Source organism: Sphaerisporangium sp. B11E5, from assembly GCF_039871875.1.
Taxonomy (GTDB): Bacteria; Actinomycetota; Actinomycetes; order Streptosporangiales; family Streptosporangiaceae; genus Sphaerisporangium.
This window is the reverse complement of record NZ_JBDPMD010000030.1, coordinates 1-12,793: the sequence shown is the minus strand read 5'-3', so window position 1 is coordinate 12,793 and position 12,793 is coordinate 1. Positions and strand designations below refer to the sequence as shown.

Here is a 12,793-nt window from a genome sequence, read left to right as displayed (position 1 = left end):
TCAGGGAATTTCGCTGTCGGTACCCCGTGGGAACGGTCGATGAACCTCCTAACACGTGAGTGCCTTGCCGCCCGTGCCGCTTGGTTAGCCAAATATGGCGAAATCCACAGCATTGGCGACAGGACCCATCGTGTTCGACGGCACATCCAACCACATGTCTGGCGTGAACGAGACGACCCCCGCCGTATCAGCCCGCCGGAAGTCGAACCGTCATCACCAGGCCGCCGCCGTCCCGGGGCACCGCCTTGATGATGCCCCGGTGCGCGCGCACGACCGCGCGCACGATGGACAGGCCGAGCCCGGCGCCGCGGGCCGATTCCACCCGGTCGGAGTTGAGCCGGCGGAACGGCTCGAACAGGTCGTCCACCTCGTACGCGGGCACATGCTGCCCGGTGTTGGCCACCTGAACAACGGGGGAGCCGTCCACCATTCCCGTGCGGAGCCAGACCTGTCCCCCCGCGGGGACGTTGTACTTGATCGCGTTCTCCACCAGGTTGGCCACCAGCCGCTCAAGCAGCACCGGGTCACCCAGAGTAGGCGATCCACGCAGGTCGGTCTGCACGGTCACCGAACTCTCCTCCGCGTACGCGGCGTGCTGCTCCACCACCGTGCGGCCCACCTCGCTGAGGTCGACGGGCTTGCGCACCGCCAGTTCGCGTTCGCTACGGGCGAGCAGCAGCAGGCCCTCGATGAGGTGCTCGTTCCTGGCGTTGGTGCCGAGCAGGGTGCGGCCGAGCACCCGCAGGTCCTCCGAGGCGTTCGGGTCGCCGAGCGCCACCTCCAGCACGGTGCGGTTGATCGCGAGCGGGGTGCGCAGCTCGTGGGAGGCGTTGTCGACGAAACGCCGCTGGGCGTCGAAGGCCCGGTGGAGGCGGGTGAGCATCTCGTCGAAGGTGTCGGCGAGCTCCTTCAGCTCGTCGTTGGGACCCTTCAGGTCGATGCGCTCGTGGGCCAGGGAGGTCTCCGACAGGCGCCGGGCGGTGGAGGTCATCTTCTGCACCGGACGCAGCGCGCGGTCCGTGACGACGTACCCGAAGATCAGCGCGAGGATGCCGACGCCGCCGAGCGCCAGCAGCGAGTTGGTGAGCAGGTGCGCGCGGGCGGCGACGATGGTCTCGGCGCGGAAGGAGGCCCAGCGTTCCTGCAGGGACAGCGCGAACTCCGGCGGCACGTCGTCCAGACGGAACGGGAACTCCGGCCAGGAGTCGTAGATCGCCTTGCTGACGAACGAGTAGATCACGAACAGCAGCAGCGCGCCGGCGGCGAAGAACAGGGCGCCGTACGTGAGGGTGAGCCGCGCCCGGATGCTCATGCGGCCGGGGAGCTGCCGGAGCTGGGCGAGCAGCTCCGGCTGCACGGGACGCGGGGCGATCGGCGGCGGGCCGTCCCAGACGGGCAGCCCGCCCGGCGCGGGCGGTGCGGACCTCGGGCGGCGGCGAGCGCGCGGGCTCTCCACCGTGAGCTGCTCGCTCTGCCACTGGCCCCCTTGGCCCGGGGCCTGCGGCGGGAGCGCGGGACGTTCGGGCGGGGCCACCGGGAGGCCGCCGATGACGGCCTTGCCGGCCGATCCCTGGCCGGCCGGACGCCCCCCGGTCTCCCCGCCGGCGGACGGGCGGGAGACGGGCAGCGCGCCGGTGGGCACCGGGTCCTGCGGCCCGTTCGCCGCCGCCGGGTCGCCCGGCGGGACGATCAGCGGCTGAGGCGCGGAGAAGGCCGGCCGCCCGCCTTCCGGCGCCGCTCCCCCGTCACGTTCCTCGCTCACAGCTTGTAACCCACTCCCGGCACGGTCTCGATCACCGCGGGCTCGCCGAGCTTCTTGCGCAGGGTCATCATCGTGACCCGGACCACGTTGGTGAACGGGTCGATGTTCTCGTCCCACGCCTTGTCGAGCAGGTCCTCCTGGCTGACCACGGCGCCCTCGGCCCGCATCAGCTCCTCGAGGACCGCGAACTCCTTCTTGGTGAGCGCGATCTCCTGGTCGTCCCTGGTGACCAGGCGCTTGCCCGGGTCGAGGCGGATCCCGGCGCGCTCCAGCACCGGCGGCAGCGCCGGGGCCGAGCGGCGGCCGAGGGCCCGCACCCGGGCCACCAGCTCCATGAAGGCGAACGGCTTGGCGAGGTAGTCGTCCGCGCCGAGCTCCAGGCCCTCCACCTTGTCGTCCACCTCGCCGGACGCGGTGAGCATCAGGATACGCGTGGCCGTACGCTCGGCCACCAGCCGGCGGCACACCTCGTCGCCGTGGACCTTCGGCAGGTCGCGGTCCAGGACTATCACGTCGTAATCGATGTACCCGGTGCGCTCCAGCGCGCCCGCCCCGTCGTACGCCACGTCGACCGCCATCGCCTCGCGGCGCAGCCCGGTCGCGATCGCGTCGGCGAGCACCCGCTCGTCTTCCACCACAAGCACCCGCACGGCCTCTGGCACCTCCTGTTGAGCCCCGGCCCGGCTCCGGGCGGACCGGCCTGTTCATTGTCGCCACAACGAGGCTAAGCGGACGGTAAGAGCGCTCGGCCGCGCGGCGATTCCGTGACATACCTCACACTGCATACTTCCTGAATTGTTGGTTTAAGGCTGACAAGCCGGTGGGTAAACCCGTAGCCCCACGGGTTCCGGCGGGGCAACGTCATGTGCCCACCCCCAAGGTGATCCCGAGGACCGACCGCTCTTGCCCCATCGAGAAAGAAGGTGAGATGGGCGAGTTCACCACGACGATCGAACACCGGCTCGACCAGGCCTACAAGGGCCTTCAGGAGGCGCGCACCAGTGGCGACGACTTCCTCGCCGAAGCTCTCACCGCCGACATTGAGGATCTTCGCCGGATCGCCACCGACAACGGTGTGCCGCTCCAGCACTGATACGCACATATAAGCCCGCGAACGGCCCGATCAGCCCCGACGATCATCCGCCGCTCCGCCGGAAGGGCCCGCCCGGTCACCCCGGGCGGGCCCTTTTTCGCCGTCCGGCGCCCTGTTTCGCCCTACGGGCCGGCTCAGGCGTCGCGGTCGGGGTCGAGCGGCACGAGCAGGTCGTGCAGGTCCTCGAACAGGCCGGGCGCCGCGCACACGACGAAGTCGCCGGAGTGCGGCCGCCCGCGCAGGCCGCCGAGCCGTGCCCCCGCCTCGGACGCGATCAGGCCGCCCGCCGCGAGGTCCCAGGGCATCAGGCCCCGCTCGTAGAAGGCGTCCACCTGGCCCGCCGCCACCGAGCACAGGTCAACCGCAGCCGAGCCGCGCCGCCGGATGTCGCGCACCCGGGAGATCAGCCGGGCGAGCACCTCGCCCTGCACCACCCGCCGTTCCGGCAGGTAGCCGAAGCCGGTGGCGATGAGCGCCTGCGGCAGCGGCACCCCGGTGTTGCAGGCCAGCCGCTCGGGTGGCGCCCCGGCCCGCAGCAGCTCGGCGCCGCCGCCCTTGCGCGCGGAAAACAACTCGCCGCGCGTGGGGACGTTGACGACGCCGGCCACGATCTCGCCGTCCACCTCCACGGCCACGCTGACCGCCCAGTCCGGCAGGCCGTACATGAAGTTGACCGTGCCGTCGATCGGGTCGACGAGCCAGCGGACCCGGCCGTCGCCGATCTCGCCGCCCTCCTCGCCGAGCACGGCGTCGTCCGGCCGCGCCTCGCGGATCCGCGCGCGGATCAGCTCCTCAGAGGCGTGGTCGAGCGCGGTCACCACGTCGGTCTGGCTCGACTTGGTCTGGACCGCCTCGGGGCGGGCCGGGCGCTTGGCGAGCAGCATGTCGCCCGCCTCCCGCGCGATGTCCGCCGCGAGGCCCAGGAAGTCGGTCATGCCAGCGACTCGGGACGCTGCCAGTCCTCGCCGAGTACGTGCTGCGCGAGGAACGCGAACACGGTCTCGTACCAGGCCACGACGTTGCCGGGCTTGAGTATCCAGTGGTTCTCGTCGGGGAAGTACAAGAACTTCGACTCCACCGAGGACCTGCGCAGGTCCCACCACAGCCGCAGCGCCTCGCCGATGGGCACGCGGTAGTCGCGGTCGCCGTGGATCACCAGCATGGGTGTCCTGATCTGGTCGAGCCACTTGTGCGGCGACAGCTCGTCGTACCGCTGGGCGCCGGGGACGCCGAACTCCCGCTGCCAGTACATCGCCGAGTCGGTGGTGCCGGCGAACTGGTCGAGGTTCCACAACGACGCGTGGGTGACGATGGCGCGGAACCGGTCGGTGTGCCCGGCCACCCAGTTGGCCATGTAGCCGCCGAAGGAGCCGCCCATGGCACCCGTGCGGGTCTCGTCGATGTCGTGACGGGCCACGCAGACGTCGGTGACGGCCATCAGGTCGGCGTGGGTGCGCGGGCCCCAGACGCCCCAGCCGCGCTGGATCATCTCCTGGCCGTAGCCGGTGGACAGGCACGGGTCGGGCAGCAGGACGGCGTAGCCCTGCTCGGCCATGATCCACGGGTTCCACCGCCAGGACCAGTCCGACCAGCTCGCCACCGGGCCGCCGTGGATCCACAGCAGCAGCGGCGCGGGGTTGTCCGCGGAGGCGCCCTCCGGGAGCACCAGCCAGGCTCTGATCTCCACGCCGTCGTCGGCGGTCGCCCTCACCTCGGTGAGGGTGCCGGGCACCTGCGGCACCGGGGCCGGGGTGGGCAGCTCGGTGACCGTGCCGTCCTCCAGGGAGATCCGCACCGGGGCCGGCGGGGCGGCGACGGAGCTGCGCAGCGAGTACAGGTGACGGCCGTCCGGGGACGGGCACAGCTCGTAGTACGCGTGGTCGCCGGGGGTGAGCCGCTCCCGGCCGCCGTCGAGGTCCACCCGCACGACGGGGCGGCGGCCGTGGTCGTCGGCGGCGACCAGCACGGCCCGCGAGTCGGACGTCCACCCCACCGACATGGGCACGAGGTCGTCGCTGTGCGCGGAGCCCTCGCCGGTCTCCAGGTCCACGACCCACAGCGTGAAGTCAACGGCCACCTCCTCGGAGGAGTGCCGCTCACGCCAGCAGGCCACCCTGCGGCCGTCCGGGGAGATCGCGAGGGGCCCGGTGAAGTCGTGGCTCGCCGAGGTGGCCAGCACCCGCCGCTCGCCGGTCGGCACGTCGATCGCCACGATGTCCGACCGCGACTGCCCGGCCTCCAGCGGCTCCACCCACGTGGTCACCACGGTGGCACCGTCCGGCGTGACGGCGAACGACGCCTCCACCAGCGCGCCCCCCGCGTCCGGGGTCAGATCGCGTGGTTCCGCGAGCCCCGGCAGCCGGGCCGCGAACAGCCGCGGCTGCCCCGGCCCGAGATCGTGGTCCCAGAACCGGATCGGGTACCCCTCGTGCAGGATGGCACTCACACCCGCGTCCTTGCGCGCCTTGAGCCGGTCCGCCTCGGTCGCGGCGTCCCCCGGCAGCACGTCGGCGCAGAACACCACCGTGTCCCCGCCCACCCGCACCCCGGTGACGCCCCCCGGCCGCTCGGCCACCTTCCTGGCCTCCCCGCCCGCCCCAGGCAGCAGCCACAACGCCGCCACCTCTTCGCCCTGCTCCCGCACCCCGGGATCCGGCCGGCTGGACACGAACAGCAGATCCCCCGCCGGCGTGAACTCCGCCCCCGCCTCACCCTTGCCCGACCGGGTGAGCCGCGCCGGCTCCCCCGTGCCCTCGACCGGCACCTGCCACACGGACGTGCCATAGGACTTGCCGTCCGGATTGAGGGCCTGCACGACCGTCACCAGCCGCGTCCCGTCCGGTGACAACCGCAGCGACAACAGTCGCGGCTGAGCGACGAACTCTCGAATGTCCTTGAAGAAACTCACTTCTCCGAACCTACCCGGCCCACGCCCCCCACCCCAGCCCCCTGACCACTAACTTTCCCCTCCACCGCCCCGCGCGGAGGTGGCGCGGCGACTTTCCGCATGGGGTTGGATGGGAGGCATGGAGCAGTACGACGCGTTGCTCGTGGTGTCCTTCGGCGGGCCGGAGAAGCCGGAGGACGTGATGCCGTTCCTGGAGAACGTCGTCCGGGGGCGGGGGGTGCCGCGGGAGCGGCTGCTGGAGGTGGAGGCGCACTACCAGCGGTTCGGCGGGGTGAGCCCGATCAACGGGCAGTGCCGGGAGCTGATCGCGGAGCTGGAGCGGGTGGTGGACCTGCCGATCTACTGGGGCAACCGCAACTGGCACCCGTTCCTCGCCGGCACCATGCGCCGGATGGCCGCGGACGGGGTGCGGCGCGCGGCGGCGTTCATCACGTCCGCTTACAGCTCCTACTCGAGCTGCCGCCAGTACCTCGACGACATCGCCGCCGCCCGCGCGCAGGTGCCGGACGCGCCGGAGATCGTGCGGCTGCGGCACTACCACGACCACCCCGGGTTCATCGCCGCGATGACCGACCACACCCAGGAGGCCCTCGCCCGGCTGCCGGAGGCGCACCGGGACGGCGCCCGGCTGGTGTTCACCGCGCACAGCATCCCGCTGAGCATGGCCGCCACCGCCGGTCCCACCGGCGGGGCGTACGAAGCGCAGTTGCGTGCCGCGTCGGCGCGGGTGGCGGGCGACCGGCCGTTCGACCTGGTGTGGCAGAGCCGCAGCGGGCCGCCCCAGGTGCCGTGGCTGGAGCCGGACGTGTGCGACCACCTCACGGCCCTGGCGGCCGAGGGGGTCAAGGCCGTGGTGCTGGTGCCGATCGGCTTCGTCTCCGACCACATGGAGGTCGTGTACGACCTGGACACCGAGGCGGCCGACACCGCGCGCGACCTCGGGATCCACCTCACCCGCGCGGCCACGGCGGGCACCCATCCCCGCTTCGTCTCGATGGTCCGCGAACTTCTGGACGAACCCGCGCCCACCGCCTGCCCGGCCGCCTGCTGCCCCGCGCCGCGCCGCCCGGCCCGGCCCTGAGCCGCCTCAGGCGTACGCGCGGGCGTACGCCTGGGAGAGGCCGAGGACCTTGTTCACGTACGACCACGAGTGGTTGTACCGGTAGACCGCCGAGCGGAGCTTGTCGCCGCCCCGCCCGGCGCCGTTCGCGCAGAGGTAGCGGGCCGCGCCGGGGACCGCGTCGTACGGGCTCCAGATGTCGGACTTGCCGTCGCCGTCCCCGTCCACGCCGTAGGCGCGCCAGGTGGCGGGCATGAACTGCATCGGGCCGAGTGCGCCGGCCGACGACGGGCCGTTGTTGCGCCCGTGGCCGCTCTCCACCTGGCCGATCGCCGCCAGCACGGTCCACGACAGGCCGGGGCAGACCCCCGCGGCCACCTTGTAGAGATCCAGATAACTGCCGGGCCGCCCGACGTAGTACGCGTTCCCGCCCTTCGCCACCGAAGGACGCTGCTTGGGGCGCTCCGCCGTGGGATCGGGGGACGTGGCACGCGCCACCCCGATCGGCAGGACCTGCGCCCCGGCCCCGAGCAACCGCCTGATCTTCGGCCCGAGGGCGGCGGCCTCGGCGGCGGGCGTGTGCACCAGCAGCGCCACCCCGGGGGACAACCCCAGCGTGCGCCCCGCCTCCCGGCCGACCAGCCCGTCCACCCCGGGCAGCCCGAGGGACGCGGACGCGGCCACCCGCAGGCGCGGGATGCCCTGCGCGGCGTACTCGCCCCCGAGCGTCAGCCGGTAACGCGCCACCGTGCGGGACTCGGCGACGAACTCGCCGCGGGCCAGGGCGTTCCACACCTCCTGCTCCTCGGCGACGGCCTTCGGCGCGAACGCGCGGAACTCCACGGGGTCCACGGCCAGCAGGTTCAGCGTCGCCGTGGAGAACCGGACCGCGCCGCCGTCGGCCACCGCGACCCGCGCCACGTGCTTCAGCGCCTGGATCCTGCGCACCAGGTCCTCGCCCACCGGCCGCGGCGCCACCGCGATCAGCCGGGGCGGCGTCGCGGCCACCCGCACGGGGCCGTTCACCACCGGCTCACCGCGCCGCGCGGACGGCGCCGGCGCCGCGCTGGGCGGCGGGGTCAGCGTGGGAAAGGGCGTGACGGGGACGGCGAGATCGCTCACGCCCGCCGGCGAGGTGCGCGCGGCCTCCGCCGGAGCGCCCGCGCCCGCCCGGGCCAGCACGTACACGCCGCCGGCCACCACCCCGAGCACCAGGAGGACCGCCAGCCCGGCCGCGACGGCAGGGGACGGCATGAGTCCGGGGCGAGACACCTGACCCACGTTAATGCTGAATGTCGTGAATCGTGTAGGTTGCCGGAAAATCACTTGCCGCGGCTGCGGGCGATGCGTCAGGGTCGTCCGGGATCCGACGCTCCGCGGGGGCGGGTGAGAGGGGCGGGAACGTGGTAGGGCCGTACCGGGAGCTCTTCGGCATGCCCGGAGCCAAGGGATTCGTCGTCGCCGGCTTCGTCGGGCGTATGCCGATGTCGATGCTGGGCATCGGCATCGTGCTCCTCATCTCGGCGCTCACCGGCTCCTACGCGACCGCGGGCGCGGTCTCGGCGACGGTGTCGGTCGCCTACGCGGTGGCGGCTCCGCTGACGGGCCGGCTGGTGGACAGGTACGGTCAGGCAAGGATACTCACGCCGTTCGTGCTGCTGCACGGCGCCGCGCTGACCGCCCTGATCCTGTGCGCCCACCACGAACTGCCCCAGTGGACGCTGTTCGCGACCGGCGTGGTCGCCGGCGGCTCGGCCACCTCGCTCGGCTCGATGGTGCGGGCCCGCTGGTCCCACCTGCTGGCCGGGTCGTCCCGGCTGCACACCGCGTTCTCGTTCGAGTCCGTGGCCGACGAGGTGATCTTCGTGAGCGGGCCGACCGTCGTGACCGCGCTCACCACCCTGGTCGACGTGTACGCCGGCCTGGTCCTCACCATCGTCCTGACCGTCGTCGGCACCATCGCCTTCGCGCTGCAGCGCGGCACCGAGCCGCCGGCGCGGGCGGCCGGGGCCGCCTCGGGCAGCCCGATCACGATCCCGGGGGTCGCGCTGCTGTCCTGCGTGTTCCTCGCGATGGGCGCGGTGTTCGGCTCGGTGGACCTGATCACGGTGGCCTTCGCCGACGAGCACGGCACCAAGGCGGCGGCCGGCCTGCTGCTCGGCGCGTTCTCCGGCGGCAGCCTGGTGTCGGGCCTGTGGTACGGCGCCCGCCGGTGGCGCATCTCGCTGCGCCGCCGCTTCACCCGGGGTCTCGCGGTGTTCGCCGCCGGGATCAGCCCGATCCTGCTCATCGGGGACACCCGGGTGATGGCCATCGCGCTGTTCTTCGCGGGCCTCGCCATCTCGCCGACCATCATCACCGGGTACGCGCTGATCGAGCGGCTGGTCCCGACCCACCTGCTGACCGAGGGCATGGCGTGGATCTCCACGTCCGTCGGCTTCGGCGTGGCCATCGGCGCCTGGGCCGGCGGCAGGCTCACCGACACGTTCGGGCCCTCCAACGCGTACGTCTTCTCCCTGAGCTGCGCCCTGGCGGCCGTCCTCATCGGCTTCTCCGGCAACACCTGGCTCCGGGTCCCCGAAGCGGGCCACGCCTCCGCCTGACCGTTGTCTCCCGGTCCGATGAACATGAGCAATGCTCGGGTCTCTGGTCATTCACCGCCGGCGTGATTATCGTGCTCGTGCATGAAAGCGGTCTTCCGTAACTGGGCACGCAACCAGTCCGCGGCACCCGCGCAGGTCCGCACGCCCGCCTCCGCGCGTGAGGTCGCCGAGGCCGTCCGGGACGCCGCGGCCCGGGGCCTTCGCGTGCGGATGACCGGCACCGGGCACTCGTTCACCGGGGTCGCGCTCACCGACGGCGTCATGCTGCGGCCCGACGCGCTGACCGGCGTCGAGGAGGCCGGGGACGGGCTGGTGCGGGTCGCGGCGGGCACCCGGCTGCGCGTGCTGAACGAAGAACTGGCGCGGCGCGGGCTCGCGCTGGCCAACATGGGGGACATCACCGAGCAGACCGTCGCGGGCGCCATCCAGACCGGCACCCACGGCACCGGGCGCTCGGCGGGCGGGCTCGCCGACCAGGTGGCCGCGCTGGAGATGGTCCTCGCCGACGGCTCGCTCGTCACCGTCACCGAGGGCGACCTGTTCGACGCCGCCCGCGTCGGGCTCGGCGCGCTCGGGGTGATCACCGCGGTGACGTTCCGGGTGGAGCCCGCGTTCCTGCTGCGCAGCGAGCGGCGGCCGATGCCGCTCAGCGAGATCCTGTTCTCCCTGGACGAACTGACCTCGGCCAACGAGCACCTGGACTTCTTCTGGCTGCCGCACACCGACACCTGCCTGACCAAGCGCAACAACCGCTCCCCCGGCCCCGCCGAGCCGCCCGGCGCGTTGCGGCACTGGTTCGACAACGTGTTCCTGGAGAACACCGTGTTCGGCGCGCTGTGCGCCACGGGCCGCCGCCTCCCCGGCGCCGTCCCCGCACTGAACGACCTCTCCGCCCGCGCGCTCAGCCCGTCCACCTGCGTGGACGCCTCGTACAAGGTGTTCACCAGCGTGCGCCGGGTGCGGTTCCTCGAGATGGAGTACGCCATCCCCCGCGACCGCCTCGCCCAGGCGCTGCGCGAGACCCGCGACCTGGTCGAACTGCGGGACTGGCGCATCACCTTCCCCGTCGAGGTGCGCGTCTCCCCGCCGAGCGACGCCTGGCTGTCCACCGCCCACGGCCGCGACACCGCGTACATCGCCTGCCACGTCTACCGCCCCACCCCCAACCCCGCGTACTTCGAGGAGGTGGAGCAGATCATGACGCGCCTCGGCGGCCGTCCCCACTGGGGCAAACTCCACACCCGGGACGCCGCCTACCTCTCCACCGTCTACCCCCGCTTCGCCGACTTCCTCCGCCTGCGGGACGAACTGGACCCCGGCCGGCTCTTCACCAACCCCCACCTGGCCACCGTCCTCGGCTGAGGTGACCGGTGAGCGCCTTCTCCGGCGGGGCCGGCCCGTCCCCGGCCCGCCTGCGGGACCCGCTCACTCCGTGCTCGGCCGCACCACGCCCGGGTCGTCCTGCGGCGGCGTGGTCCCGGTGCCCGAGCCGTCCGGGGAGGCCGGCGCGGTGGGACGGCCGGTGTCGGCGGGCGCCGGGTCGGTCTCCTGGCGGTCGGCCGGCTCGGAGGCGCTCGCCGAGGGCTCGGGGGTGCTCCCCTTCTCGCCGCTGGTCGCCGTGGAGGACGGCGCGGGTGACGGCGCGGGAGGCGCCGGGTCGCGGACCGTGCCGCCCAGGGTGGTGCCCGTGCCCTCCCTGCCGTGCACCGTGGCGGCCAGGGGCCTGCCGCTGAGCAGCTCGAAGGCGAGGATGCCGCCCATGCTCAGCGTGAAGATCGCCACCGTGGCCACGGCCATCGTGGCCCACGTGCGGCGGCGCGACGTCGTGTGCGTCAGGTGCGGCACCTCGGCCGTACCCGGGTTCAGCGGCACGGCGTCGTCCAGGGTGCGCGGCCGGTCCGCGGGGCCGCGCTCCCGCACCGTCGCGTGCGCCGCGCGCGCCAGGCCCTCCTCGCCCTCGGCGGTCAGCGGCTCCTCGTCCCCGGCCCCGCCGATCAGGCCGTGCTCCCTGAGCCGCCGGTGGCCGCGCTCGATGTAGTGCGTGTAGATGCTGTTGCCGACGGTGGTCCCCACGCTCGCCAGCGCCGCGCCGACGACCGTGCCGGTGACCCCCAGGTACGACGCCGCCACCGCCGCGGTCGCCGCCGCCAGGGCGCCGCCCACGACCTGCGGGGCGCTGATCTCCAGCCGGTCCTTGCCGCCCATCCCTGCCCTCTCCCTGGTTCCCGAAGCCGGCGTCCCCCTATCCCGGAGACGGCGCGGCGAACCTGCTTTCGGCGGTCTTGGCGGAAGCCAGGACGGGGCGGGGCACGATTGGCGAGAATCCGTGCGGGACGCGCCCTACCTGTTGCTGCATAACGAGCGGCCGCTGGATAGGGTGAATGCGATGATATGACCGCCCTTCCTGGCTTCCCGGGGCCCCTGTGGAAGGCGATGTTCGGACATGCCGGGTACGGTGCTGGCAGGCAACCGGCTCACGCGAGAGACTCATGGGTCCGGGGGAAGAAACACAGCATGACGACGAAGGGACCCGCATGCAGGAGCTCCGACTCGTCGCGGTAAGCGAGGACGGAACATACCTCGTACTGGCCACGGCCGGTCGGGGCACGCGGTTCACGCTTCCGGTCGACGAACGGCTCCGCGCGGCGGTCCGCGGCAACTTCTCCCGTCTCGGCCAGTACGAGATCGAAGTGGAGAGTCCGTTGCGCCCCAAGGAGATCCAGGCCCGCATCCGTGCGGGGGAGACCGCGGAGGAGATCGCCGCCACCGCGGGAATCCCGGTGGAGCGAGTCCGCTGGTTCGAGGGACCTGTGCTGCAGGAGCGGGAGTACACCGCCCAGCAGGCACAGCGCGTGGCCGTCCGGGTGCCCGGCGAGCCCACCCCAGGGCCGACGCTCGGCGAACTCGTCACCGAGCGGCTCAGCCGCCGCGGCGTACCCGCCGACGAGATCGACTGGGACTCCTGCAAGCGCGACGACGGCCTGTGGCGCATCAAGCTGGGCTTCGTCTGGAACGGCCACACCCGCAACGCCGAGTGGCTCTACGACATGCGCCGGCGCCACGTCACCCCCCACGACGACGAGGCCATGCGCCTGTCCGCCACCGAGTACGTGGAGCCGTCCGAAGAGGCCACCATCACGCCCTTCGCCCCCCGCCTCGCCGCAAGACTCACCCCCGTCCCCACCTCCCGCCCCACCGAGCCCCCCAACCACTGGGCCACCCCCCTGAGCTCCACCTCCCCGTCCGACCGCCACCCGCCCGAGGACCCGCCCCCTTCCCGCGACCCCTCCGCGGACCCCACGTACCTCCACACCCCCTCCCCCACCAAACAACCCGGCGCAACCGCCCCCCCCCGCCACCCCCAACG

At 72.9% G+C, this 12,793-nt stretch carries 11 protein-coding genes; 5 read left to right on the top strand and 6 right to left on the bottom strand.

What is annotated here, in order from left to right; genetic code table 11:
* Window positions 1–187: 187 nt before the first annotated feature.
* Window positions 188–1,762, bottom strand: a complete 1,575-nt coding sequence (locus tag ABGB17_RS24410) for an ATP-binding protein (protein WP_347633383.1) — start codon at window positions 1,760–1,762, stop codon at window positions 188–190.
* Window positions 1,759–2,412: a response regulator transcription factor gene (locus ABGB17_RS24405; RefSeq protein ID WP_347633381.1), complete on the bottom strand. Its 654-nt coding sequence runs from the start codon at window positions 2,410–2,412 to the stop codon at window positions 1,759–1,761. The genes ABGB17_RS24410 and ABGB17_RS24405 overlap by 4 nt, the downstream gene beginning before the upstream one ends.
* A 278-nt stretch (window positions 2,413–2,690) precedes the next feature.
* Between ABGB17_RS24405 and ABGB17_RS24400 the strand changes: the two genes are divergently transcribed.
* On the top strand, window positions 2,691–2,855 hold the full coding sequence (locus tag ABGB17_RS24400; RefSeq protein WP_184980100.1) for a hypothetical protein: 165 nt from the start codon (window positions 2,691–2,693) through the stop codon (window positions 2,853–2,855).
* A 134-nt stretch (window positions 2,856–2,989) separates the two neighbouring features.
* Here the strand turns inward: ABGB17_RS24400 and ABGB17_RS24395 are convergent, their stop codons facing one another.
* The gene (locus tag ABGB17_RS24395) at window positions 2,990–3,790 is read right to left on the bottom strand and encodes an inositol monophosphatase family protein (RefSeq protein ID WP_347633379.1); all 801 of its coding nucleotides are present in this window, start codon (window positions 3,788–3,790) and stop codon (window positions 2,990–2,992) included.
* Entirely contained in the window at window positions 3,787–5,763 is a 1,977-nt protein-coding gene (locus tag ABGB17_RS24390) for a S9 family peptidase (RefSeq protein ID WP_347633377.1), read from the bottom strand. Before ABGB17_RS24390 ends, ABGB17_RS24395 begins: the two co-directional genes overlap by 4 nt.
* A 118-nt stretch (window positions 5,764–5,881) precedes the next feature.
* Here ABGB17_RS24390 and ABGB17_RS24385 point away from each other — a divergent pair, with 118 nt between their 5' ends.
* Window positions 5,882–6,844, top strand: coding sequence for a ferrochelatase (locus ABGB17_RS24385; protein ID WP_347633375.1), 963 nt, complete (start codon window positions 5,882–5,884; stop codon window positions 6,842–6,844).
* Window positions 6,845–6,850: 6 nt separating this feature from the next.
* On the opposite strand, the gene ABGB17_RS24380 is transcribed toward ABGB17_RS24385, so the two are convergent.
* Window positions 6,851–8,095, bottom strand: a complete 1,245-nt coding sequence (locus ABGB17_RS24380; protein ID WP_347633373.1) for a lytic murein transglycosylase — start codon at window positions 8,093–8,095, stop codon at window positions 6,851–6,853.
* Between the two features lie 131 nt (window positions 8,096–8,226).
* Between ABGB17_RS24380 and ABGB17_RS24375 the strand changes: the two genes are divergently transcribed.
* Both ABGB17_RS24375 and ABGB17_RS24370 read left to right on the top strand, forming a co-directional pair.
* A complete protein-coding gene (locus tag ABGB17_RS24375) occupies window positions 8,227–9,426 on the top strand; it encodes an MFS transporter (RefSeq protein ID WP_347633371.1) in 1,200 nt (399 codons plus the stop codon).
* Window positions 9,427–9,507: 81 nt separating this feature from the next.
* On the top strand, window positions 9,508–10,788 hold the full coding sequence (locus ABGB17_RS24370; RefSeq protein ID WP_347633369.1) for a D-arabinono-1,4-lactone oxidase: 1,281 nt from the start codon (window positions 9,508–9,510) through the stop codon (window positions 10,786–10,788).
* A gap of 63 nt (window positions 10,789–10,851) precedes the next feature.
* On the opposite strand, the gene ABGB17_RS24365 is transcribed toward ABGB17_RS24370, so the two are convergent.
* Window positions 10,852–11,631, bottom strand: coding sequence for a hypothetical protein (locus tag ABGB17_RS24365; protein ID WP_347633367.1), 780 nt, complete (start codon window positions 11,629–11,631; stop codon window positions 10,852–10,854).
* A 329-nt stretch (window positions 11,632–11,960) separates the two neighbouring features.
* Here ABGB17_RS24365 and sepH point away from each other — a divergent pair.
* Window positions 11,961–12,793 (top strand): septation protein SepH (gene sepH, locus ABGB17_RS24360; protein ID WP_347633365.1); only part of this gene is annotated, 833 nt, incomplete at its 3' end.